The 23748-nt window shown below is 59.7% G+C and carries 20 protein-coding genes and 1 tRNA gene; 9 read left to right on the forward strand and 12 right to left on the reverse strand.

The features are described from left to right. The 3 genes from L1075_RS08700 to L1075_RS08710 form a co-directional block, all read left to right on the forward strand. Positions 1 to 1430, forward strand: a 1430-nt coding sequence (locus L1075_RS08700; RefSeq protein WP_246941423.1) for an MFS transporter, incomplete at its 5' end; no start/stop codon positions are given. A gap of 21 nt (positions 1431 to 1451) precedes the next feature. After that, positions 1452 to 2966 (forward strand): arabinosylfuranosidase ArfA, encoded by a 1515-nt coding sequence (gene arfA, locus L1075_RS08705; protein WP_246941425.1) that lies wholly within the window; start codon positions 1452 to 1454, stop codon positions 2964 to 2966. Between the two features lie 223 nt (positions 2967 to 3189). Continuing rightward, positions 3190 to 4575 (forward strand): FAD-binding oxidoreductase, encoded by a 1386-nt coding sequence (locus tag L1075_RS08710; RefSeq protein ID WP_246941427.1) that lies wholly within the window; start codon positions 3190 to 3192, stop codon positions 4573 to 4575. A 143-nt stretch (positions 4576 to 4718) separates the two neighbouring features. Here the strand turns inward: L1075_RS08710 and L1075_RS08715 are convergent. From L1075_RS08715 to pyrE, 6 genes are all read right to left on the reverse strand, one after another. Continuing rightward, a tRNA-Arg gene (locus L1075_RS08715) sits at positions 4719 to 4795 on the reverse strand. A gap of 21 nt (positions 4796 to 4816) precedes the next feature. Next, the gene (locus L1075_RS08720; RefSeq protein ID WP_246941429.1) at positions 4817 to 5662 is read right to left on the reverse strand and encodes an HpcH/HpaI aldolase/citrate lyase family protein; all 846 of its coding nucleotides are present in this window, start codon (positions 5660 to 5662) and stop codon (positions 4817 to 4819) included. Positions 5663 to 5708: 46 nt separating this feature from the next. Further along, positions 5709 to 7766 (reverse strand): DNA helicase Rep, encoded by a 2058-nt coding sequence (rep, locus tag L1075_RS08725; protein ID WP_246941431.1) that lies wholly within the window; start codon positions 7764 to 7766, stop codon positions 5709 to 5711. Further along, a complete protein-coding gene (gene trmL, locus L1075_RS08730; protein WP_246941433.1) occupies positions 7763 to 8257 on the reverse strand; it encodes a tRNA (uridine(34)/cytosine(34)/5-carboxymethylaminomethyluridine(34)-2'-O)-methyltransferase TrmL in 495 nt (164 codons plus the stop codon). Before trmL ends, rep begins: the two co-directional genes overlap by 4 nt. A gap of 209 nt (positions 8258 to 8466) precedes the next feature. After that, positions 8467 to 9021, reverse strand: a complete 555-nt coding sequence (locus tag L1075_RS08735) for a YfaZ family outer membrane protein (protein WP_246894356.1) — start codon at positions 9019 to 9021, stop codon at positions 8467 to 8469. Between the two features lie 80 nt (positions 9022 to 9101). Next, entirely contained in the window at positions 9102 to 9788 is a 687-nt protein-coding gene (gene pyrE / locus L1075_RS08740) for an orotate phosphoribosyltransferase (RefSeq protein WP_246894355.1), read from the reverse strand. Positions 9789 to 9881: 93 nt separating this feature from the next. Between pyrE and L1075_RS08745 the strand changes: the two genes are divergently transcribed. Next, positions 9882 to 10649, forward strand: coding sequence for an exodeoxyribonuclease III (locus L1075_RS08745; protein WP_246894354.1), 768 nt, complete (start codon positions 9882 to 9884; stop codon positions 10647 to 10649). Between the two features lie 78 nt (positions 10650 to 10727). On the opposite strand, the gene rph is transcribed toward L1075_RS08745, so the two are convergent. Beyond that, complete coding sequence (gene rph / locus L1075_RS08750; protein WP_246894353.1) at positions 10728 to 11450, reverse strand: ribonuclease PH; 723 nt, start codon at positions 11448 to 11450, stop codon at positions 10728 to 10730. 193 nt (positions 11451 to 11643) lie between these two features. Between rph and L1075_RS08755 the strand changes: the two genes are divergently transcribed. Together L1075_RS08755 and L1075_RS08760 are read left to right on the forward strand one after the other, a co-directional pair. Continuing rightward, the gene (locus L1075_RS08755; protein WP_246941434.1) at positions 11644 to 12507 is read left to right on the forward strand and encodes a YicC/YloC family endoribonuclease; all 864 of its coding nucleotides are present in this window, start codon (positions 11644 to 11646) and stop codon (positions 12505 to 12507) included. 170 nt (positions 12508 to 12677) lie between these two features. Continuing rightward, a complete protein-coding gene (locus tag L1075_RS08760) occupies positions 12678 to 14231 on the forward strand; it encodes a Na+/H+ antiporter NhaC family protein (protein WP_246941436.1) in 1554 nt (517 codons plus the stop codon). A gap of 258 nt (positions 14232 to 14489) precedes the next feature. Here L1075_RS08760 and L1075_RS08765 read toward each other — a convergent pair whose 3' ends face one another. The 5 genes from L1075_RS08765 to L1075_RS08785 all read right to left on the reverse strand — a co-directional run bounded on the left by L1075_RS08765 (position 14490) and on the right by L1075_RS08785 (position 19698). Further along, positions 14490 to 15449 carry an NAD-dependent epimerase/dehydratase family protein gene (locus L1075_RS08765; RefSeq protein WP_246941438.1) on the reverse strand — a complete coding sequence of 320 codons (960 nt, stop codon included), beginning with the start codon at positions 15447 to 15449 and terminating at the stop codon, positions 14490 to 14492. A gap of 42 nt (positions 15450 to 15491) precedes the next feature. Continuing rightward, on the reverse strand, positions 15492 to 16784 hold the full coding sequence (locus L1075_RS08770) for a TRAP transporter large permease (protein WP_011508502.1): 1293 nt from the start codon (positions 16782 to 16784) through the stop codon (positions 15492 to 15494). A gap of 2 nt (positions 16785 to 16786) precedes the next feature. Further along, positions 16787 to 17302: a TRAP transporter small permease gene (locus L1075_RS08775; RefSeq protein ID WP_246941440.1), complete on the reverse strand. Its 516-nt coding sequence runs from the start codon at positions 17300 to 17302 to the stop codon at positions 16787 to 16789. Between the two features lie 84 nt (positions 17303 to 17386). Then, on the reverse strand, positions 17387 to 18361 hold the full coding sequence (locus L1075_RS08780) for a TRAP transporter substrate-binding protein (RefSeq protein ID WP_178998930.1): 975 nt from the start codon (positions 18359 to 18361) through the stop codon (positions 17387 to 17389). 47 nt (positions 18362 to 18408) lie between these two features. After that, positions 18409 to 19698, reverse strand: coding sequence for a ribulose-bisphosphate carboxylase large subunit family protein (locus L1075_RS08785; RefSeq protein WP_246941442.1), 1290 nt, complete (start codon positions 19696 to 19698; stop codon positions 18409 to 18411). A 184-nt stretch (positions 19699 to 19882) separates the two neighbouring features. On the opposite strand from L1075_RS08785, the gene L1075_RS08790 reads away from it, so the two are divergent. The 3 genes from L1075_RS08790 (at position 19883) to L1075_RS08800 (ending at position 23717) form a co-directional block, all read left to right on the forward strand. After that, positions 19883 to 20929: a LacI family DNA-binding transcriptional regulator gene (locus tag L1075_RS08790; protein WP_246941444.1), complete on the forward strand. Its 1047-nt coding sequence runs from the start codon at positions 19883 to 19885 to the stop codon at positions 20927 to 20929. Between the two features lie 25 nt (positions 20930 to 20954). Continuing rightward, complete coding sequence (locus L1075_RS08795) at positions 20955 to 22271, forward strand: four-carbon acid sugar kinase family protein (RefSeq protein WP_178998927.1); 1317 nt, start codon at positions 20955 to 20957, stop codon at positions 22269 to 22271. A gap of 210 nt (positions 22272 to 22481) precedes the next feature. Beyond that, entirely contained in the window at positions 22482 to 23717 is a 1236-nt protein-coding gene (locus L1075_RS08800; RefSeq protein ID WP_246941446.1) for a CynX/NimT family MFS transporter, read from the forward strand. Positions 23718 to 23748 lie beyond the last annotated feature (31 nt).

Here is a 23748-nt window from a genome sequence, read left to right on the forward strand (position 1 = left end):
GAACCAGCTCTCGGGAGCCTGCGATGCGTAACGCCAAGCTCAGCGTGATGGAGAAGATAGGTTTCGGCATGGGTGACGCCGGCAACAACATGACCTTTGCCGCCGTGGTCATGTATCTCTCCTACTTCTATACCGATGTCTACGGCATCTCGCCGGCCATCGTGGGGACCATCTTCATTTCCATGCGCTTCGTGGATGCCATCACCGACCCCCTCATGGGGGCACTAGCCGACCGCACACGCAGCCGCTGGGGGCGATTCCGCCCCTACATCCTGTTTGTTCCCGTGCCCTTGGCCGCTTCCTGCGTGCTGATGTTCACCACCCCCGACTGGTCGGAGTCGGCCAAGATCGGCTACGCCTTCGCCACTTATTTCGCGATGTCGCTCCTCTACACGGCGGTGAACATTCCCTACTGCGCGCTGGGCGGTGTGATCACCGACGATCACCGTGAGCGAGTATCGTTTCAGTCCTGGCGCTTTATCCTCGTCGGCGTGGCCTACCTGATTCTCAACAGCAGCTTGATGCCGCTGGTCGAATTACTCGGCGGCGGCGATGAGACTCAGGGTTTTCAATACACCATGGCCATCATGTCCGTGATCGCGCTTGCGATGTTCGGCTTCTGCTTCGCCACGGTAAGAGAGCGCATCCAGCCGCCACCCAAGCAGCAGGAAAAGCTGACGGCCACGCTCAAGGCGTTGGCCAAGAACGAGAAATGGCGAATTATCCTGGGCATCACCTTTCTGCAAGCATTGCAGTTCTTCCTCCGCCAAGGCGCAGCCATCTACTTCGCCACCTATGTGCTGGGTTTGGGGGCTACCGGCATTTCCGTTTTCGTGACTTCCGGTGTCGTCGGAAAGATCGCGGGTACCGCCATTTCCAGCTGGTGTAGCAACCGCATCAGCAAGCGCAGCGTTTTTCTAGCAAGTACCTGTGCTCTCATTTTCGCCTCGGTGATGCTCTACCTAGTGCCAGGAAGTTGGGTGCTTATGGCGACCGTACTGTTCGTGATCGTCAACTTCTTACATGGCATTGGCACGCCGATTTCCTGGGCGCTGATGGCCGATGCCGAAGACTACGGCGAGTGGAAAACCGGTACCCGCAATACCGGGGTTTCCTTCGCTGGCAACCTGTTCTTTCTCAAGCTTGGCCTCGCTTTTTCCGGCGGCATGATCGGCTACCTGCTTGCCTGGGGGGGATACCAAGCCGGTGCTGAACAGCAAAGCGCCGACGCCCTCAACGCCATCAGCCTGTTGCTGACATTGATACCCGCCGCCATAAGCGCTGTGCTGGCCATCGCCATCTGGTTCTTCGGTCTCGACGATCGCACCATGGATGCCATTCGCCGTGATCTGGATATCCGCAAGCGCGACAACGACGCCACCGATACCGACGCCAAGACATCCCCGGCCACTGGCTCCGCCTTTTCCTGACTTCAAGCCAAGGAGATCATCATGCACACCCGCGTCACCCTGCACCGCGACTTCGTCATCAGCGAGATCGACGAGCGCCTCTACGGCGCCTTCCTCGAGCACATGGGCCGGGCCATCTATAGCGGCATCTACGAACCCGGCCACCCCGAGGCGAACGACGACGGTTTCCGTCGCGACGTGCTGGACATGGTCAAGGAGCTCGCGCCGCCCATCGTGCGCTACCCGGGCGGCAACTTCGTCTCCGCCTACAACTGGGAAGATGGCATCGGCCCCCGCGAGGAGCGCCCGGTACGCCTCGATCTAGCCTGGCACAGTCGCGAATCCAACCAGGTGGGCATTCACGAATTCGCCGACTGGTGCGAGCTGGCCGGCATCGACATGATGCTGGCGGTCAATCTCGGCTCGCGCGGTATCGACGCTGCCCGCAACTTCCTCGAATACGTCAACCATCCCGAGGGCAGCGCTTGGAGCGACCTGCGGATCCGCAACGGCCGCCAGGCACCCTGGAACGTCAAGCTGTGGTGCCTGGGTAACGAAATGGACGGCCCCTGGCAGGTCGGTCACAAGAACGCCGACGAATACGGCCACCTCGCCAACGAAACCGGCAAGGCGCTGAAGGCCTACGACAGCAGCCTCGAACTGGTCGCCTGCGGCTCCTCCAACCCTGACATGGCCAGCTACCCCGAGTGGGAAGCCACCGTGCTCGACCACTGCTACGAGACGGTCGACTACATCTCACTGCACATGTACTTCACCAACTACGCCGACGACCTGGGTAGCTATCTGGCGCTCAGCGAAAAGCTCGACCGTTACATCGGCTCGATCGCCGGCGTGATCGACTACATCAAGGCCAAGAAGCGCTCCACCAAAGACGTGCACATCTGCTTCGACGAGTGGAATGTCTGGTATCACAGCACCGAGCGCGACAAACGCATCCTGCAGGGCAACGACTGGCCCTTCGCACCGGCGATACTCGAGGACGCCTACAACGTCGAGGATGCGCTACTGATCGGCTGCGTGCTCAACACCTTCATTCGCCGCTCCGATCGCGTGCGCATCGCCTGCATCGCGCAGTTGGTCAACGTCATCGCACCGATCATGACCGAAAGTGGCGGCAGCGCCTGGCGTCAGACAATCTTCTACCCGCTGTATTTCGCTTCCCGCTTTGGCCGTGGCAAGGCCCTGCGACTGGCCGTCGACAGCCCGACCTATCCAGTGAATGAACTCGGTGACGTCCCCTATCTGGATGTTTCAGCCGTGCACGACGAAGCCCAGGGCACCATCGCCCTGTTCATCGTCAACCGTCATCCCAGCGATTCGCTCGAGTTCGATGTCGACCTGGGCGGCTTCACATCCTGCCGGCTCATAGAGCATCAAAGCATCGACTATCCCGACATGAAAGCGGCCAATACCGCCGAGCAGCCCGGCCATATTCAGCCCACGCCCGGCCAAGGGCTCACCGTCGACGGCTCCGCGCTCAAGGGCGCGCTCACACCGTTGAGTTATCACATGGTGCGGCTGGAAGTGGCCGAGTGAGATATCCGCTCCCCAAGCCCTACTGCAGACACATTAAGATGGAAGAGCATAAACAGAAGGAGATTGTTGACATTCACACCTATACTGTGCTTATCCACTGACGAAATGCCAATCATGGGATCACTGTGAGGCATAAGGCTAATCGCCAGACTGGTCGTATTCCTCTCCCCCGCCCGGGGCTGCCTTTGGTGTGTGCCCCGTGGCATACGTAACGGTGGTTGCTATGAGCCAGTTTTCACAGACCCAACTAAAGGAGTTCAAGACCAATGTCGCGGGAAGCGTGATTCTCCCCGACGATCCGCAATACGACGAAGTTCGCCAAATCTGGAATGCCATGATTGATCGCAGGCCTTCCATGATTGTCCGCTGCATTTCAGCTGCAGATGTGGTCCATTCCTTACGCTTCATTCACCAGCACGACTTGTCCTTCTCCATACGCGGCGGTGGTCACAACATCGCAGGCAACGCTGTCTGCGATGCTGGACTGATGATCGACCTCTCACTGATGAAGGGAGTGCACATCGACCCAGAGCGTCAACACGGATTCGTCGAGCCAGGCTGTACCCTCGCTGATTTCGACGCCGCCGCCCAAGCGTACGGCCTCGCCACACCGTTAGGTATCAACTCCACCACGGGAGTGGCCGGTCTAACTCTGGGCGGGGGCTTCGGTTGGCTCAGCCGAAAGTACGGCATGACCATAGATAACCTACTCTCTATGGAGGTGATTACAGCCGATGGTCAAGAATTACACGCCAGTGAATCGGAAAACGCCGACCTTTTCTGGGGACTGCGCGGCGGAGGCGGTAATTTTGGTATCGTGACCCGTTTCGAGTACCAACTGCATCCGGTGGGACCCAACGTACTATGCGGTCTTATCGTTTTCCCCTTCGACCAAGCGAAAGCGGTCATCACACAGTTTGCCCGTTTCACCGAAACGATGCCGGACGAACTCAACGTGTGGATGATCACTCGCCAGGCCCCTCCCTTGCCCTTTCTGCCTGAGGAAGTTCACGGCAAAGAGATCGTCGCCCTCGCCATGTGCTACGCCGGCGACCCCGCCGAAGGCGAGACACACATCGCGCCGCTGCGCGAATTCGGCACCGCCTACGGCGAGCACATTGGTATACAGCCATATACCGACTGGCAACAGGCTTTCGACCCACTGTTGACCCCAGGTGCCCGCAACTACTGGAAAACACATAATTTCTCGACCCTCGACGAAGGGCCGATCGATGCCATCATCGAATACGCCAGTGCATTACCGTCTTCGCAATGCGAGATATTCATCGCCACGATCGGAGGCCAGACACGCCGAGCACTTCCCGAAGCAATGGCCTACTCAAACCGTGATGCCAACTACGTATTGAACGTGCATGCGCGATGGGAAACGGCCGCCGAGGACGTACACTGCATTGCCTGGGCACGTGAATTCTTTGCTCGCTCACAACCCTTCGCCAGCAGTGGCGCCTATATCAACTTCCTGACCGGGGATGAGAGCGATCGCGTCGCTTTCGCCTACGGTACGAGCTACGAGCGATTGGCAAAACTCAAGAAGAAGTTCGATCCGGCAAACATTTTCCGTGTCAACCAGAACATCCGTCCGGCTTAAATGCCCTTATACCCAAGCCATGAGGGTTGTCATCATCTCGAACTGAGGGACTCAAACGGCATCTGTATTGCCACGCCTATTCAGGAGGGGGAATAGAGAAAAGAAAAAGCCCGCGAGATGACTCGCGGGCTTTTAGATATTCTTGGCCCGCCCTGAAGGATTCGAACCTTCGACCTTTGCCTCCGGAGGGCAACGCTCTATCCAGCTGAGCTAAGGGCGGAACGCGGCATATCCTACTGTGTCAGGACAGGTGTTGTCCACCGCGAACACCCGCCTCGTGCTTGGCGAGGATGCCCCGGGCGCGGCTGACGACCGGCGCATCGACCATCTGGCCCGCGACGCTGAATGCGCCGGCTTCACGGTCGGCGCCGTCGATCACTTGCCTGGCCCAGGCCACATCGGCCTCGCTGGGAGAAAACGCCCGGTTGACGGCGGTCAACTGCCGAGGGTGGATGCATAGCATGCCGGCGAAGCCCATCTCCTTGGTATGAACGGCCGTCCGCGCCACGGCGTCCGTGTCGTCGATGGCGGGATGCGGGCTCTCGAGCGGCGCGGCCAGGCCCGCCGCGCGCGAGTGGACCACCAGTTGGTAGCGCCCCTGGTCGAGCATTTGGCGCGCACCCGGCGTCTCGGGTGTCAGTCCCAGCTCGGTGATCAGGTCCAGGGCCCCGAAGCTCAGCCGCTCGACGCCGGCCATGCCCGCCAGGCCGGGCAACGCCAGCAGCCCTGTCGCGGTTTCGATCTGCAGCCACAGCGGCTTGCCGCAGGCGGTGGCCTGCTCCAGCGCTGGGACGGATTCGGCCTTGGGCACGAGCAGGTGCGTGACGGCCGTATGACGCGCGCACAGCGCCAGATCGAGCGTATGATGCGGGGAATCGGATGCGTTCACGCGCACCACGAGCGAGGCCTGAGGGTTGTCCGCCAGGAAGGCCGCGAGGGCATTCCGGGCCTTAGCCTTGTCGCCGTCGGCCACGGCGTCTTCCAGATCGACGATCACTGCATCCGCCGGGCTGGCCAGGGCCTTGGCGATGCGGTCCGGTCGGGTGGCCGGCACAAACAGAAGAGAGCGCAGGGCATGTGGGTTCATAAAAGGCTCCGTCGAATGACACTGTTAGCATTCAGGCAATGGCGCACTATCCCAGCAACGAGCGCAGCCCGGCAATGGCGTCCTTGCCGCGCGCCTGCTTCTTCTCGGGGTCTTCCTTGTCGGCGCGGCCTTCCCATTCGAGGTCGTCGGGCGGGAGCTCCTCGAGGAAGCGACTGGGCGTGCAGTCCAGCAGCTCGCCGTAGGCCTTGCGCTGGCGGGCCAGGGTCAGCGTCAGCGTGCGCCGCGCCCGGGTGATACCGACGTAGGCGAGACGCCGTTCCTCCTCGATGGTACCGGCTTCGACCGCGTTACGGTGCGGCAGCAACTCTTCCTCCAGCCCCATCAGGTAGACATGCGGGAACTCCAGCCCCTTCGAGGCATGCATGGTGAGCAGTTGCACCCGGTCGGAGTCGTCTTCCTCGGCCTGTTGCTCGAGAATGTCACGCAGCACTAAGCGTGATATCGCCGACTGTACGTCATCGGTCTCCTCGGATGCATCGCCATCTTCGTCATCGCGGTGCATCGACTTTTCGAGCTGGTCGACCAGCGTCCACACATTGGCCATGCGCCGCTCGGCGATGGTCGGGGCGCTGGCGTTTTGGAACAGCCAAGCCTCGTAATCCATCTCGCGCAGCATGTCGCGAATCGCCGCAATGGCATCGCCCTGATCCATGCGCCGGCGCACGCCGTCGATGAAGTGCGTGAAGCGGGACAGGCGCTCCACCGCACGCGTGGGCAGAACCTGCTCGAGGCCGATTTCGTGGCATGCGGCGAACAGCGACACCTGCCGCTCGGTGGCGTAGTTGGCGAGCTTCTCCAGCGTCCCCGGGCCAACCTCGCGACGCGGCACGTTGACGATGCGCAGGAAGGCATTGTCGTCGCCGGGATTGATCAACAGGCGCAGGTACGCCATGGCATCCTTGATCTCGTTGCGCGAGAAGAACGACGTGCCACCGGAGAGCTTGTAGGGAATCTGGTAATGCTGAAGCTTAAGCTCCAATAACCGCGCCTGGAAGTTGCCTCGGTAAAGGACCGCGAAATCGCGCCATTCGGCACGTTCCTTGATGCGCCGGGTGAGGATCTCGCTGGCCACGCGCTCGGCCTCAGCCTCTTCGTGGCGGTTGACGATGACACGAATGGCATCGCCCTGGCCCATCTCCGACCACAAGGTCTTCTCGTAGACGTGGGGATTGTTGCCGATCAGGGTATTGGCCGCGCGCAGAATGGTACCGGTGGAGCGGTAGTTCTGTTCGAGCTTGATGACATTCAGACGCGGGAAGTCCTCGCCCAGAGTGACCAGATTTTCGGGGCGCGCGCCACGCCAGGCGTAGATCGACTGGTCGTCGTCGCCGACCACGGTGAAGGTGGCGCGCTCGGCCATCAGCAGCTTGACCAGCTGATACTGGCTGACGTTGGTGTCCTGATACTCGTCGACCAGCATGTACTGGATCTTGCGCTGCCAGCGGGCCAACGCATCAGGATTGTCGCGCAGCAGCACCACTGGCAGCAGGATCAGATCGTCGAAGTCGACCGCGTTGTAGGCCTTGAGATGCCGACTGTAGGCTTCGTACACCCGCGCCGCGTATTGCGCGTCTTCATCCGCGGCATGCGAGATCGCCTGTCCCGGCAGCACCAGGTCGTTTTTCCACTGGGAAATCTGCCCCTGCACCGCGTTGATCTGCTCGGCGTCGGTATCCGCTTCCTTCTGCATCAAGTCGCGCAGCAGTGCCTTGGCGTCCTCGGGGTCGAACAGCGAGAAGCCCGGCTTGTAGCCCAGCGTCTTCAGCTCGCCGCGAATGATGTTGAGCCCCAGGGTGTGGAAGGTCGAGACCGTCAGACCGTAGCCCTCGCGTCCCTGGAGCATCTCCCCCACGCGCTCCTTCATCTCGCGCGCCGCCTTGTTGGTGAAGGTTACCGCCGCGATCTTGCGCGCGCTCATCCCGCATTCCTGGATCAGGTAGGCGATCTTGGTGGTGATCACGCTGGTCTTGCCGGATCCGGCACCGGCCAGCACCAGGCAAGGGCCGTCGATATAGCGCGCGGCTTCCTGCTGACGGGGGTTGAGCTTGGCGAGGCGCTGGCGAATCGAGGGCGTAGTGCTCATGACGTCGGTGCCGTACTCGCATCGGCGATCCCCGCCCCGGCGAACTCGAGCTGTCGCCAGGCTTCGAAGACCAGGATCGCGCAGGCATTAGAAAGGTTCAGACTGCGGCTGTCGGGCAGCATGGGAATGCGCAGCCGCTGCGCCGGCGGCAAGGCGTCGAGCATGGTCTGTGGAAGCCCGCGAGTCTCGGGACCGAAGACCAGGGCGTCGCCTTCCCGATAGGCAACCTCGTGATAACCGGTGCGCCCTCGCGTGGACACCGCCAGCACACGCGTCGGCTGGACGCTTTCCACGAAGGCGCTCCAGTCAGCATGTACCTTGACCCGCGCCCACTCGTGGTAATCGAGCCCCGCGCGGCGCAGACGCTTGTCGTCGAGCGCGAAGCCCAGCGGCTCGATCAGATGCAGGCGGAAGCCGGTATTGGCGCACAAACGGATGAGATTGCCCGTGTTGGGTGGAATTTCGGGCTCAAAGAGTACGATATCGAGCATGAGGATCACTGTGCCATGGCGGCGATGAGCCCCCATGATACGCAATCGGCGCCCCGAATGGGACGCCGATCGGTGCTTTCTACAGCGCCCTGGAACCAACGCCAACGCCCGTAGCCCGTAGCCCGTAGCCCGTAGCCCGTAGCTATAGATTATGCGTTGGACCTTTCTTCCAGCTTAAAGCTTTCAGCTCCCGGCGCAGCCGGGCGCCCTCAGAAGCCGACGCTGACGCCTACTACCGGCCCACTGTCGAGGGTATGCTCGCCGCTCTCGTCGAAGTCGGTGCGGTAATAGCGATACCCGCCATAGAGATAGGTCTGCGAGACGACATTGACTCGCGCCTGGGCGCCGTATTCGTAGCTCTTCTCGATGTCACCGTGGCTCAGGCCATCCGGCGTGTAAAAGCCGTAGCCACCCACCGAGGTCAGCGGAATCGGCGTATCGACGTAGGCCGAACCGCCGAGCCCAACGCCGCCACCGTCACCGAAGTGCGTGTCCTGGTATTGATAGCGCGCGCCCACCGAGAGGTCGACCAGCGGCAGATAGGGCGAGAACATCAACGACCCGGAATAAGCGTCGGCGTCATGACCGCTATCGTCCGAGGAAAAGTAGCCGACACTGGCGCGCAGGGTCGGGAAGATGCTCTGGCTCGCTTCGATCCCATGCGAGTCGGCACCCGCGTTGGCGGAAACGCTGAGCGCCATGGCCTGCTGGCTGGCCAGCAGGAGGCCGGCAGAGGTGAGCGCAAAACCGAGTGACTTGATCATGGGAGACTCCCGCAAAAGATGGTGAACACTGCCACCACTATGGCATAATCGCATCAGTTTAGAAACGCCGTTTTCAAACCTTATCCGTCGAGACGCACACCGTAACGATCGCGATACGCACGAATAGCCTCGGCATGAGGCTTGAGGTCGTTACCGGCATGAGTTTCGAGATAGGCAAGCACCTGGTCGAGCGTGACGATACTCACGACCGGCATGGCATAGCGTGCCTCGACCTCCTGGATGGCGCTGTGGCGCTGGGTGCCATCTTCGGCCTGGCCGCACTCCTGACGATCGAGGGCGATGACCACGCCCACCGCCTGGGCATCGGCGGCATCGATCAGGTCCATGACCTCGCGGATCGCGGTGCCCGCGGTAATGACGTCGTCGATGATCAGCACCCGCCCGGCGAGCGCCGCGCCGACGATGTTGCCGCCTTCGCCGTGAGCCTTGGCTTCCTTGCGGTTGAACGCGAACGGCAAGTCACGGTCATGATGATCGGCCAGTGCCACGGCTGTGGTGGTGGCAAGCGGGATGCCCTTGTAGGCAGGGCCGAACAGCACGTCCGCCTCGAGCCCGCTATGCGCGATGGCCTGGGCATAGAATCGGCCCAGACGTGCCAGGGCACGGCCGCTCTTGAAAAGGCCGGCGTTGAAGAAATAAGGGCTGACCCGCCCGGACTTGAGGGTGAATTCCCCGAAGGAGAGTACGCCTTCTTCGATGGCGAATTCGATGAACTCCTGCTGATATGGTTGCAGCTGCGCGGTCACGCCGGACTCCCTATCACCCTGATCGCTATTACACATTTACCTAAACGTCGAAAGCTCAGGTATCATACACGCGCGACGAAAAAGGGACCATGTATGAAAATCGCCAGCATCAATGTCAACGGAATCCGCGAAGCGGTCGGGAGGGGGTTTCTCGACTGGCTGGCCAATCAGGACGCCGACGTCGTCTGCGTCCAGAACCTTAAGGCCAAAAGCTTCGAACTCGACGACAGCATTCTTTTCCCCGAGGGATACGAAGGCTATTTCCTGGATGCCGAGGAAGACGGTTTCTCGGGTGTAGGACTCTATTGCCGCAAGATTCCCAAGGCCATCATGTACGGGCTGGGCTTCCCCCAGTGCGATAACGAAGCACGCTTCCTGCAGGCCGATTACGATCGCTTCAGCATCGCCAGCTTCCTGATGCCCGACGGTAGCGACATGGAGGCCAAGCAGTCCTTCATGAATCAGTACCAGGAATATCTCAGCAAGATGGTGAAAAAACGCCGCGAGTACATCATCTGCGGCACCTGGCACATCGCGCATAAGACCATCGATCTTGCCAACTGGGCCGATAACCAGACCACGCCGGGCTTTCGCCCCGAAGAGCGCGCGTGGATGGATCAGGTCTTCGGGCCGATGGGCTATATCGACACCTTCCGCGAGGTTAATCGCGATGCCAGCCAGTATACCTGGTGGCCCAAGCTCGATCAGGACGTGCCTCGCATGCGTCAGGAAGGCTGGCGCCTCGACTACCAGATCGTTGGCCCCGAGTTCCGCCGCCACGTGGTGGATGCCTGGATCGACCGCGACGCGACCTTCTCTGAATTTGCGCCGCTTATCGTCGAGTACGATCTCGAGCTGTAACGTCGCTGGTCCCGCGCAAATGACAACGCCGGCCCTAGGCCGGCGTCGTGCGTTCTTGCCGTATGGTATCGTCTGCGATCAGTCGCGAAAGCCCAGCGCCTCGCGTTGATGATCGAACAGCTGACGCCCAGCACCCTCGGCCAGATCGAGCATCGCATTGAGCTCCTGGCGGGTGAACGTCGCCGTCTCGGCGGTACCCTGCACCTCGATCAAGCCGCCATCCTCGGCCATCACCACGTTCATGTCGGTGCCTGCCGTGCTGTCCTCGGGGTAGTCGAGATCCACCACCGGCTGGCCCTTGAAGATGCCCACCGACACCGAGCTCACCAACTGCTTGAAGGGATCCTTCTTGAGCAGCTTCTCGCGTTGCAAGTGATGGATCGCATCCACCAGCGCCACACAGCCACCGGTGATCGACGCCGTGCGTGTGCCGCCATCGGCCTGGATCACGTCGCAATCTACGGTGATCGTGAATTCACCCAGCTTCTTGAGATCCACCACCGTGCGCAGCGAACGGCCAATCAGGCGCTGGATCTCCAGCGTGCGTCCGCCTTGTTTGCCACGCGTGGCCTCGCGTCCGCCACGCGTGTGCGTCGCGCGCGGCAGCATGCCATATTCCGCGGTGATCCACCCCTGTTGTTTGCCACGCAACCAGCGCGGCACGCCAGCTTCCACGCTGGCGTTACACAACACCTTGGTATCGCCGAAGCTCACCAGTACGGACCCCTCCGCATGGCGCGTATAGCCCCGTTCCAGGGTGATCTCGCGGGGTTCATCGGGCTGTCGTCCACTCGGGCGCATACCACCTCTCTGCATCGTCGATCGAAACACTCACTTCGGAAGACCCGGATCGCAAGACCCCGGGCCGAAACGTCCAGTCGCGGCCATGCCACGACGATCCGCGCATTCTACACCCAAGCGGGCCTCACGCGGACCGTGAATCGGTTAGACTGCAGAATTGAATGATTGGCCACGTACCGCGCAGGAGAATCGCATGGCGTACAGTATGACCGCCTTCACCCGGCAGACGCAGGACGCCGACTGGGGCAGCTTGCAACTCGAGTTGCGCTCGGTAAATCAGCGCTACCTGGAACCCCATTTCCGCCTGCCGGATAACCTGCGCGATCTCGAGCCGCATTATCGCGATGCATTGCGCAAGCGCCTCTCACGCGGCAAGGTCGAATGCACGCTGCGTTTCGACCCGGCCCACGACAACACCACGCTCAGCGTCAACGAAACGCGCCTGGCCACCCTGGCCCAAGCGCTGGAAACAGTACGCGCACAGGTGCCCGACGCCGCCATGCCGAATGCCCTGGCGCTGCTCGATCACCCCGGCGTGCTGGAAAGCGACGGTGTCGACCTCGAACGCGTCCAACAGGCCGCCCAGGCACTGTTCGAAACCGCGCTGGACGACCTGACCGTCGGCCGCGCCCGCGAAGGCGAGCGTCTCGCGGCGTTGATCCGCGAGCGGCTCGAGGGTATTCGCGACTTGGTCGCCGAGGTTCGCGCGCACCTGCCCGCCATTCTGGACAACCAGCGCCAACAGCTGACCGACCGACTGAACGCCTTCAAGGCCGAACTCGACCCACAACGCCTCGAGACCGAAATCGCCCTGCTTGCCCAAAAGGCCGACGTCGCCGAAGAACTCGACCGTCTCGAGACCCACGTGGCCGAGGTCGAACGTCAGCTCACGCAAAAAGGTCCCATCGGCCGCCGCCTCGACTTCCTGATGCAGGAACTCAACCGCGAAGCCAACACCCTCTCCTCGAAATCCATCGTCGCCGACACTACCCGCTGCGCGGTGGAGTTGAAGGTGTTGATCGAACAGATGCGCGAGCAGATCCAGAATTTGGAGTGAGATCCACGCGAACCCACGCCAATCTACAAGCTCATGCCTGGGTTCGCCGAAAAACGGCTATGGGGTGTAGCCGTGGCGATCGAACGCGGACCGGGGACTCCCTTCCAACGGTTGGGCCTACTGTCCCATCCTTGATACGACGCACAACAATTACATGATGGAGACGCTCCATGTCCTTTGGCCTGTTTTCCCTGTTCCCTCCATTGCTCGCGATTATACTGGCGCTGGTGACTCGCAACGTGATTCCCGCGTTATTCTGTGGGGTGTGGCTGGGGGCGACAATGCTCAGTGGTGGCAACCCAGCAGCCGGGCTCTACGATAGTTTCGCGGATTTCATCATCCCCAGCGTAGGCGATGAGTGGAGCGCCACCGTTCTCATCTACTGCGGCCTGTTCGGGGTACTGATCACCGTGCTGCAGCGAACCGGCGGTGCCCATGCCATCGCCCGCGCCATTTCCTCCAAGGTGGCCTCGCCGCGCGGAGCCCAGAGCGCCACACTGGGGTTCGGGGTGCTGATCTTCTTCGAGGACTATTTCAATGCATTGACGGTGGGAAGCGTCATGCGGCCGATCACCGACCGCATGCGCGTCTCGCGAGAAAAACTCGCCTACATCGTCGATTCGACCTCGGCGCCCATGTGCCTGTTGGGGCCCGTATCCACCTGGGTGGTGTTCGTCATGGGACTGATCGGCACCCAGCTTGGCGAGATGGACATGACGGGCTCCGAGTATCTGATATATCTGTCGTCGATTCCGCTCAATTTCTATGCCTGGCTGGCGCTGCTGTTGATTCTGGTGATCGTCGTTACCCAATCGGATTTCGGCCCCATGGCCAAGGCCGAGCAGCGCGCACGGGTGAGTGGCAAGCTGCTGGCAGATGACGCCCAGCCGCCGTCCGATCGCGAAGCGACCGAGATGCTGGGCGTTGCCGAAGAGAGCTCGCGCAAGCGCAACATGCTCGTGCCGATCCTGGTGCTGGTGGGAATGATTCCGCCCCTGTTCCTGTGGACCGGCAACTTCCCCGAGAACGACCTGATCACGGCGATGGGAGAAGCCGAGGGCGGCCTATCGATCCTGATCGCGACCTTCCTGGCGGTCAGCGTAGCGCTGGGCATGGGACTGCAACAGCGGCTATTCGATTTTCGCGAAGCGATGGATCTGGTGGTCACCGGCATCAAGAGCATGACGCTGGTTTACATCATTCTCACCCTGGCCTGGTCGATCGGTAGCGTGACCTCGCAGCTGGGCACTGCAGATTATCTGGTCACGCTGGCCCAGGCCGGCATCGCGCCGAGCCTGATTCCCGTCTTGCTGTTCTTGATCGGCTCGCTCGTCGCCTTCACCACCGGCACCTCCTATGGCACCTTCGCGATCATGATCCCCATCGCCATGCCGGTGGCTGCTGCAATGGACATGTCGTTATCGTTGGCCATTGCCGCTGTGCTCAGCGGCGGTATCTTCGGCGATCATTGCTCGCCGATTTCGGATACCACCATCCTCTCCTCGGCCGGCTCTTCGTGTGACCACATCGACCACGTACGGACCCAATTACCCTATGCAATGAGCGCAGGAACATCCGGGATCATCGCCTTCTTCGTCGCCGGACTGACAGATTCGGCCTGGATAGGGGGACTCAGCGGGGTGGCCGCACTGTTTACGGTGGTGCTTGTATTGCGTTGGGCATGGGGCCCGAAAGCATCTGCAGAGTACGACTCGGCTAGCTGACCATAACCCAGCAGGCGGGGACTCTCCCCCGCCTCGCAGGCCATCGGACACAGGAGCGCCACGGAACCGTACCGGCGTTTCCTGCCCTGTATGGCGACGATCTTCACGCTAGGTGCGCAGCACAGCTCGCTACCGGGGCAGCGTTTTGTCCCTATTCGCGATCTGATCACCAACGCCACCCTCTGCGCTATGGAGGCGAAGGTGTTGAGCGGATAGATGCAGCATTTCGACGAGTAAAAGGAAGGCTAACGAACACCTTCAGGCGCGCCCCTGAATGCCCTTAAGCCATTGCCAATAATCGTGCAATCCTTCTCGGATATCGGTGAACTTTGGGGCAAAGCCTATTTCTCGCTCCGCCAACGAGATATCCAGCGGTGCGCCACGGCCCACGAATACGCCAGGTCCAAGCTGGACGTTGGATGTCTTTCCGATCAGATCGGCGACATGCTTGATGATGTCGGTGTGTGCCACCGTCACGCCGCTGGAGATATTGAAGTTGCGGTGAGTAACGCTTTCCTTTTCGAACAGCTGCACGATGCCGGTCGCCGTGTCATGCACGTGGGTCCAGTCCAAAGCCTGTTCCGAGCCATTGGGAGCTAGAATGTTATCCAGCCCTTCCAAGGGACCAAACATGGCTTGATAGACTTGGTGCATGTCCGAAGGACGCTTGCCAGGGCCGTAGACAAAGAACAACCGGGCATTTCTTACGTCCATGCCGAAAGTATCTGTGTACTGCAAACCGAACAATTCGCCCGCGATCTTGGTGGCTCCATACAGATCGGTCGCCTTGTAGGGTGTCGCCTCGCTCTGTGGGCCCGACGCATCGCCATACACGGCACCAGAGCTCATATTGACCACTTTTTTGATACCCAAGATACGACAAGTCTCAAGCACATTAAGAGTGCCATTGGTGTTGATAGTGGTGTGCTTGTACGGCCGTGTTTGAAAATTCGGCCCAGCGATCACCGAGACACCATGAATCACTCCCTCTAAGTCTCCTCGATGTCGCAGCATGACTTCGAACAAGCTGTGATAGTCCAACACATCGATACTTTCCAGAATCAGCTTGTCGCGAACCGTTTCCAGATAGTCAAGCCCTAAATTCTCGAAACGGCCTGCTGCCATATCGCAGATAATGACTTGCTTGCCCTGCTTGGCTAATTGGTAGGCCACCCAGGAGCCGACGTGGCCGAGCCCACCTGTAATCAATACGGACATGGAAAACTCTCCTTATTTTACATTATTACTAATTTTTGCTGGTCAACCAAGAATCAAACTGGGCAAAAACATGACGATCGATGGAAAACACGTAATGATCAGAAGCACCACGAACAAAGGGATATAGAAAGGTATGGTCTCCCGTACCAATCCTACGAATGACATCCCGGTTATTTTTTGTATGGTGAATAGGACCGTACCCACCGGTGGCGTGATCAAACCGATCATCAAGGTAAAGATCATGACCACACCAAAGTGCACGGGGTCGATGCCATATTGAGTCACTACCGGTACCAACAGGGGGGTCAAGAGAAACAAAGCCGGTACCGAGTCGATAAACAACCCGATCAGCAGGATGAACACGACCAACAACAACATCAGGCCGAGCGGATCGGTCACAGTAGCCAACAGAAAATCCGCTACTAACGCTGTGACTTGGTAACGCGCCAGCACCCAGCTATAAAGAGCGCTTCCAGCAATGATGAAAAGCAGTGCGGCAGTATCGATGGCAGTGGCTCGGAGAATCCCCAGAAACTCCCTAAAGGTGATCGAGCGATAAACCAGGAACGAGATGATCATGCAATACAACAGGGCAATCACCGAAGCTTCTGTAGGCGTAAACACGCCTGAGAGAATCCCCACGATGATGATCAACGGGGTCAACATAGGTAACAGCCCACGCGAAAGCGCCCGCAAGACATCGTTGAGGCGTGCCCGAGTTCGTGTAGGGAATCCACGGCGATGTGAAATGATAGCCACCATGAGCATCAGTCCCAGCCCCATGAACAAACCGGGAATGATCGACGCGAGGAAGATAGAAGCAATTGAAGCATTCGCCAAAGCCCCGTAAATAACGGCGGGAATACTGGGTGGAATGATCGGACCGATAGTGGCTGAACTGGCGGTGACAGCAGCACTGAACCCCGTTGGATATCCATCATCCTCCATGGCTTTTATTTCCAACGCTCCAAGGCCACCGGCATCAGCGACTGCCGACCCCGACATACCTGCAAACAGCATGCTAGCTACCACGTTGACGTGGCCCAACCCCCCTTTGAAATGGCCAACCATGGTACGTGCCACGTCGAAAACGCGGTCCGATATGCCTGCCGAATTCATCAAGCGGCCAATGAAGAGAAAAGCAGGAATAGCCAACAAGGTAAAACTGTTGACTCCATAAAGAGTGCGCTGAGAGATCATTTCTATGGGAATGGCATCGAAGCCCCGCGTATAGCCCAATACGAGGGCAGAAGACGCGATCATGGCAAACGCGACGGGGACGCCCAGCATTAGCAGGACGATCAACCCAATGAACATGATGGTGAATACTTCCATAGTCATAGACTCCGGCGTTGATCGCTAACGGGCAGACAGATAGACACGATTCGTCGGTACAAATTGACAAGTAAGATGCCCATCATCAGGAGAGCGGAGATCATCTGGACCAAATAGATATAGGAAAAACTCATATCGAATGTGCTAGCCATGACACCCGCCGTGCGCTCCATCATGTTCCAGGCACCACCTATCAACATCAGCAGCACCAACATGCAAGCAATATCTGCCAAGATACCTGCCAGATGACGCAGGGGACGCGGTAGCATATCGGTCACGACAGTAATCCGAATGTGTTCCTGCAAGCGCAGCGCTAATACGGAGCCCAAGAAAATTTCAGCGAGGAACAGGTAGCGCGAGGCTTCATCGGTCCAGGGAACTGCCATGCCCAGGGCATAGCGCGAGATGACCTGGATCGCCATGATGATCAGCATCAGAGCGAAAGCCGTCATGACGATGGCGGTCAAAAGCTTCCAAAACAGATCGACCATATAGGTGATACGTTCCGCGTTTTTCACAGGGAGACCTCCGTGCAGAGGTAGGTCGTAAAGGATAGCGAAGGCGGCCCGGCAACTCCGATGAGCGCTGGACCGCCCAGCCACTTACTCGATCAGCGACAATACGTAGTCGCGTACCTGTGGGTTATAGCCTGAGGCGATCTCACGAATGGCGGGTTTCGCCGCTTCACGGAAGGCGGCAACGTCCGGTTCCACGACCTCCATTCCCTCTTCTTTAAGCTCGGCGTACGTTTCCTCCTGCCCATTGGCTACCATATCGTCGCCCCATGCGGTGGCTTCTTCGATGGCGCCGAGAATGATCTCGCGGTTCTCATCGGAGAGCCCCTCATAGAAATCCTCGTTCATCAGCCAATGGAAGAACGAATACACATGCTCGGTCCGATTGACGTAATCCTGTACCTCATAAAGCTTACCGGCCTGAATCAAATCGACCGGATTTTCCTGCATCTCGATCACCCCGGTCTGCAGCGATGTATAGACTTCAGGCCAGGCGATGGGGCTCGGTAGCGCTCCGATCTGCTTCCAGATTTTGATCCAAGGCGCAATCTCTGGCACCCGCATACGCACCCCCTGGATATCGTCGGGAGTTTTAACCGGGAAGTTAGAGGTCAGGTTCCGCGGATTACGTGCCGAGAGTCCCACCAGCCTGAGATTGCCATTGGCCACCAATTGCTCGTTGAGCAATTTTCCACTCTCGCCGCGATAAACCTCACGAGCTTCATCGCTGGAACTGTAAACAAAGGGTAGGTCGGCCGCGGCAAACTTCTCCGCGTATAGCGTCATGGGCATCGACCCCCCCAGAGCGATGTCATATTCACCGTAACTCGCCCCTTCCAACTGGTCGCGTTCTCCTCCGACTTCGGTACCCAGCAGGGTCACCGAGTATTCACCGTCGGTTTGCGACTCGATACGTTGCTTGATCCTCTCCCCGATCTTGAACATGGGGTGTGAAGGTTCCACGTGCAGAGCAATGGCCATTTCCTCGGCCGAAGCGTTCGTTGTAGCTCCCAGAGTGATGAGACCGGCGAGCACGATGCCGCTAGCTTTTATTGTCTTCATGTCGGCTTCTCCTTGGCGGATTGAGCTTGGTTGGCGTAATCGCTGCTTCATCCTGAAAACGGGCTGCGAAAAGCCCGCAACGCGACCGCAAGGTCGGGTTCCTGCTTGGCGTGATCCTCCAGGGAGACGCCAATGGACGCGGCCTCCCATGCGGCACGTATGCTGCGACACCCGGCGGCGACGCCATCGGGGTGAGCCATGATGCCTCCCCCGCAGGTGTAGATCAGATCGGTCGACTGCAACTGTTGGAAGGTGGGGCGTGCTTGATGAACGGTTTGCGCCGAAGAAAATACCGGCATGGCACGGTCATCGCGCTCCGCTCTCTCAAGCAATGGCGTAAGGCAGGCGCGAGCGGAGTCCATGACCGAGGCATCCTCTTCAGCGAACTTGCTGGCGAGACCGTTGACATGTAGGTGATCGGCTCCCGCCAGTCGCAACAAAGCCTGATAAGCGCGATAGCTAATACCGAGCTTTGGATGACGATAGAACGTGCCCCAGCCATTGCGGTGGCCGTGAATTGCCAATTGCGAGTGGCGCCGCAGCGCAGCCAGTGCTCCCAGGCCAATCCAGTTGACACTAGCCATGACGCACGTCCCCCCATGATCGCGGACCAGATCGTGACGATGGCGCATCTCGTCGGTATCGCCCGTGATATTGAAGGCATACATCGGCTTACGCCCGGTCCGCTGAGCATGCTCGTTGATGACCTGCATGATCGCAGGCACCCGCTCGCTCAGCGGCGAATAGGGAGGATCGGCAATCAACTCATCATCCTTGATGAAGTCGATGCCCCCTTCGATGAGCCGTTTGACCAGTGCCGCCGTTTCCTCTGGGGTAAGCCCGACGCTCGGCTTGATGATGGTGCCGACCAAAGGGCCTTGCTCGGTACCGGAAAGCCGTCGGGTGCCTTCGATGGAGAATTGCGGGCCTGGAAATGCTTCGATAAAGCAGGCCGGCATGACCAGATCCGTTAGGCGTATGCCAGAGAGCTCACGGAGCTCGGTGAGATTGCCAAATACCGTGGCCAATAAGTTAGGCAGACTTGTCCCGATGTTTTCGAGTGGCCATGACAGAACCACATCGGCAGATGTGTAGGTGTCTCCGGGTAGAGCCCCCGGCAAGGAGGGCGTGGCGCCGACCTCCAGACAGGTCACCGACTCGACCCGGGCAGCATGGCGCTCACGCAGCGCCTCAGTCTCTCCAGCCAGCTTGAGGAACGTGCCGGAGGATTGTTCGCCGGCCATCGCCTCGGCAGCCCGTTCGGGGTCACACGGGGTCTCGATACGGTAGCGGGCAGTGATCCGTGGCAATTGCCCTTCATGCCGGGATAACTCCATTGGCGTGCTCCTGCCGACCAGAACCGGTCGTTTGTCGTTGTTATCAAACAAGCTAGCATGGGCTTTTTGGTAGCGCTACCAAAAGCAAGGACATTTGACTTAGACTTATTGGTAGCGCTACCAGATCATTCCCATCAGAATGGGATAGTAGGAATACAATCTGTACAGCACGAGGACACCTTTCATGGCAAAAGAGAAGCCATCACCGCGGGGCAGACGCCGCCATCATGGCGACAACCGAGTCACCATCGACGATGTGGCAAAAGAAGCTGGGGTGGCCCCGATTACGGTATCTAGAGCTTTGAACACGCCCGATAAGGTGTCATCAAAACTACGCGCACGTGTCGATCAGGCCGTGACATCACTGGGTTATGTCCCCAACCTCATCGCCGGAGGTCTCGCATCAGCGGGCACGCGAGTCATCCCGGTCGTGGTGCCATCGCTATCCATCCTGACCTTTATCGAGGTAGTACACGGCATCCAGCAGACGCTCGAAGACGCTGGCTATCAAGTGTTATTGGGCTCGACCGATTTCGACTTGGACCGTGAAACATCACTGATCGATTCGGTGCTGGGCTACTCGCCGTCGGGCGTCATTTTGACTGGTCTAAAACATAACGATAGCACCGTGCAACGCCTCAAGACCTGGGGCCGGCCAGTGGTCGAGATCATGGAGTTGGGGCTGCCTTGCATCGATATGAATGTCGGTGTCGACAACCCGCGAGCGGGGGCCTGTATGGCCCAGCATCTCCTTGACCGTGGTTATCGACGCATCGCTTTCCTCGGGGTCGGGATGGCGCGTGACTATCGTGCCCGGCAACGTTTCGAAGGACATCGCGAGGTGCTGGCTGCCGCAGGGGTCGAGAGTGACCTTCTGTTTACGAGTGAGGAACCATCCTCTTATGCAGCAGGACGCCGTGTTTTCCTTGAAGCGCTGGCTGCCCGCCCCGACCTCGATGCGCTTCACTTTGCCAACGACAACCTCGCAGCCGGCGCGATCCTCGAGGCAAACCGTCAGGGAATCCGCATGCCTGACGACATTGCCATGGGCAGCTATCTGGGTCTGTCTCTCGGCGAACACCTATCGCCTACGCTGACCACCGTGTCGGTGCCACGATTCGAAATGGGAGTCGAGGCGGCGAAGCTACTGCTGGAACGGCTAGAAGGTCGACCGCCTTCTCAACCTCGGATCGATATCGGCTATCGCTTGATCGCACGCGAAAGCACTTGAGGATAGGCAATGGGGAGATCATGGCATGAAACAACTTTTGGCCGCCTTCTATGGCGATGATTTCACAGGCTCGACAGAAAACTTGGCGCAATTCTGCCGCCATGGGCTTCGGGGCAGATTATTCTTCACCAGCAGCAATCGGGAGGCGATTCTTGAGATGGCCTCCGAACTGGACGTAGTGGGACTAGCAGGCACAGCTCGTGGCCTGGCTCCCTCGGCAATGACCGAGGAAGTGGCCCCTGCTCTTGCCTTGTTAGACACCCTCAACCCCCGCCTCAAGCAGTTTAAGATTTGCTCGACTTTCGATTCCTCGCCCACCATCGGTAGCATAGGGCATGTCATGGATCTAGCCCGACGCCGATGGCCGGAATGTGCTCTTCCCATCTTGCCTGCCACGCCGGCTTTTGGTCGGTACACGGCCTTTTCCCATCTGTTTACACGTTATGAAAACGAAATATGCCGTCTGGATCAGAACCCTGCGATGGCATATCACCCATCGACCCCAATGGGCGAAGCCGACCTACGGCGTCACCTCATGGCGCAGACCGCCATCCCTCCGGGAGCGGTCACGTTGCTGGATTATCAACGGCACGACGGCGGCTGGCAGTGCTTGGCATCCGCCGTAGAAGAGACACGCTTCGTGGTTATGGATGCGACACAAGCAGCTGAGATGCATCATGCCGCCAAGCTTATTCTTAAGCTTGCCGAGCGACATCCCACCCTTGCAGTAGCGGCGCAGGGTCTGGCCGATGCCCTAGGTGGACTGGTCACGCGCGACATGGAACAACGCGAGCCACTGCCCACGACGTATCCTGGAGTGGATAGGCTACTGGTGCTATCCGGCAGTTGCTCGCCCCAGACCCGTAAGCAACTCGCACACTTGGAAGCGCAAGGTGGCTGCATCGTGACGATCTCCCCCATGGAGGCATTGCGTTCCCCTGGTGCGTTATCGAAAAGGCTCGCTCACGAGGTGATGGGCGCCTTCACCCAGAGCCAGATGGTCGGTGTCGCGACGACGCTCCAAGACGCCGATCTCGTCGATGAGCTAGCTAGTGATCGTTTATCGCTGGCAGTGGGAGAAGTATACGCTCTCTTGGCTCAGCACCTTCGTCGAGAAACAGCCATCCCCCGTATCGTTTTCGCCGGCGGTGACACATCCAGCCATGCCATGCGCCGTATCGGCGCTGATGCCCTGGAGTTGGTTGCTTTCGATGAGACACAGGGTGGTCATCTATGTCGCCTCATCGCTCCCGGCTCACCGATAGAGGGATTGGAGGTAGTGCTCAAGGGCGGCCAGATCGGAGGAGAAGACTTCTTTTCGCGGACGCAGCGAGGCACATAGGCACTCATCCGTGTATAAGACGGCGGCGGAGCCTTTGACGGCTTCCGAGAAAGCAAGCAGACCACTACTATGGCCAACCGTCACCCACGGAGTCGAAACCACTACTCATCCTCGACCATTGGCGTAGAACCATCCCGATTTTGACCGTAATCGGCTACCCTTGCGTCTTCGGCTTTGCCGCCGTGCTGCATTACCTTTCGATTTCCAAGGATGGTTCTCTTGTCGACTTCCGCGATCCCCCGCCGGGGTGTTCTAACTCTCGTCGCGCTGCTGCTGGTGGCGCTCAACCTCCGCCCGGCGCTGACCAGCGTGTCGCCGGTGCTCGGCAACATCGGTGAAGCGCTGGCGCTCTCCCCCAGTTGGCAAGGCATCCTGACCACATTGCCGGTGCTGTTTCTGGGTCTGGCGGCGCCACTGGCACCACGCCTGGTCCGCCGGATCGGCCCGGAGCGCAGTGTGTTTGCCGCGCTTGTGGTATTGGCGGTAGCGCTGCTCGCGCGGCCCTATATCGGCACACTGGGGCTCTTCCTGGGCACGGCGATCGCCGGCGGCTGCATCGGGATCATCGGGGTGTTGCTGCCGGGCATCGTCAAGCGCGACTTCCCCCGACGCGTCAGTATCATGACCGGCCTCTACACCGTGGCGCTCAACCTCGGCGCTTCCGCCGCTGCCGGCACCACGGAGCCACTGCGTCAATTATTGGACGGCGCGTGGCAAGGCGCTTCACAGGGGGCTTCATACAGCCCCTGGCAAGGCGCGCTGGCGTTCTGGTTGCTGCCGGCGGTAATCGCCGCGCTGTGTTGGCTGCCGCAGCTCAAGGACACCAAACCCACTCGCGTTCCCGTTCGTCGCGGTGCGCGGCTACGCCACGACCCACTGGCGTGGCAAGTCTCGCTGTTCATGGGACTACAGTCGTCGCTGGCCTATATCGTGTTCGGCTGGTTACCGACAATCCTGCAAGATCGCGGATTGGCAGCAGTCACCGCGGGGCTGGCGCTGTCGGTATCGATCCTGCTACAGGTGTCCACCGCGATTCTAGCGCCGTGGATCGGCAGCCGTATGCGCGATCAGCGAACGGTACTGATTGGCGTGATGACACTCACCCTGACCGGACTGCTGGGCTGCCTCTACGCCCCGATCGACAGCATATGGCTGTGGATCGTGGTGCTGGGCCTGGGTCAAGGCGGTACTTTCAGTATGGCGTTGACGCTGCTGGCGCTGCGCGCACCCGATGCCACCACCGCGGCTAGTCTCTCGGCGATGGCCCAGGGCATCGGTTATACCCTCGCGGCGCTTGGGCCGCTGCTGGTCGGTGTGCTGCACGACTGGAGCGGTGACTGGAACGTGGTCGGTTTTCTGGTGAGTGTGCTGGGGCTGGGCGCGCTGGTCATGGCGCTGGGCGCCGGGCGCGCTCGTCAGGTGGCATCGACACAGGGTACGGATTGAAGGATCGGGCTGAGAACGTGGGCTGATGGCA

This window comes from Chromohalobacter beijerinckii (genome assembly GCF_023061185.1).
Lineage (GTDB): Bacteria > Pseudomonadota > Gammaproteobacteria > Pseudomonadales > Halomonadaceae > Chromohalobacter > Chromohalobacter beijerinckii.

Excerpts from the sequence above, each read along its gene's own strand:
- arfA (WP_246941425.1), top strand. The coding sequence starts at position 1,452 with ATGCACACCCGCGTCACCCTGCACCGCGACTTCGTCATCAGCGAGATC.
- L1075_RS08710 (WP_246941427.1), top strand. The coding sequence starts at position 3,190 with ATGAGCCAGTTTTCACAGACCCAACTAAAGGAGTTCAAGACCAATGTC.
- L1075_RS08720 (WP_246941429.1), bottom strand. The coding sequence starts at position 5,662 with ATGAACCCACATGCCCTGCGCTCTCTTCTGTTTGTGCCGGCCACCCGA.
- rep (WP_246941431.1), bottom strand. The coding sequence starts at position 7,766 with ATGAGCACTACGCCCTCGATTCGCCAGCGCCTCGCCAAGCTCAACCCC.
- trmL (WP_246941433.1), bottom strand. The coding sequence starts at position 8,257 with ATGCTCGATATCGTACTCTTTGAGCCCGAAATTCCACCCAACACGGGC.
- L1075_RS08735 (WP_246894356.1), bottom strand. The coding sequence starts at position 9,021 with ATGATCAAGTCACTCGGTTTTGCGCTCACCTCTGCCGGCCTCCTGCTG.
- L1075_RS08745 (WP_246894354.1), top strand. The coding sequence starts at position 9,882 with ATGAAAATCGCCAGCATCAATGTCAACGGAATCCGCGAAGCGGTCGGG.
- rph (WP_246894353.1), bottom strand. The coding sequence starts at position 11,450 with ATGCGCCCGAGTGGACGACAGCCCGATGAACCCCGCGAGATCACCCTG.
- L1075_RS08755 (WP_246941434.1), top strand. The coding sequence starts at position 11,644 with ATGGCGTACAGTATGACCGCCTTCACCCGGCAGACGCAGGACGCCGAC.
- L1075_RS08760 (WP_246941436.1), top strand. The coding sequence starts at position 12,678 with ATGTCCTTTGGCCTGTTTTCCCTGTTCCCTCCATTGCTCGCGATTATA.
- L1075_RS08765 (WP_246941438.1), bottom strand. The coding sequence starts at position 15,449 with ATGTCCGTATTGATTACAGGTGGGCTCGGCCACGTCGGCTCCTGGGTG.
- L1075_RS08770 (WP_011508502.1), bottom strand. The coding sequence starts at position 16,784 with ATGGAAGTATTCACCATCATGTTCATTGGGTTGATCGTCCTGCTAATG.
- L1075_RS08780 (WP_178998930.1), bottom strand. The coding sequence starts at position 18,361 with ATGAAGACAATAAAAGCTAGCGGCATCGTGCTCGCCGGTCTCATCACT.
- L1075_RS08785 (WP_246941442.1), bottom strand. The coding sequence starts at position 19,698 with ATGGAGTTATCCCGGCATGAAGGGCAATTGCCACGGATCACTGCCCGC.
- L1075_RS08790 (WP_246941444.1), top strand. The coding sequence starts at position 19,883 with ATGGCAAAAGAGAAGCCATCACCGCGGGGCAGACGCCGCCATCATGGC.
- L1075_RS08795 (WP_178998927.1), top strand. The coding sequence starts at position 20,955 with ATGAAACAACTTTTGGCCGCCTTCTATGGCGATGATTTCACAGGCTCG.
- L1075_RS08800 (WP_246941446.1), top strand. The coding sequence starts at position 22,482 with ATGGTTCTCTTGTCGACTTCCGCGATCCCCCGCCGGGGTGTTCTAACT.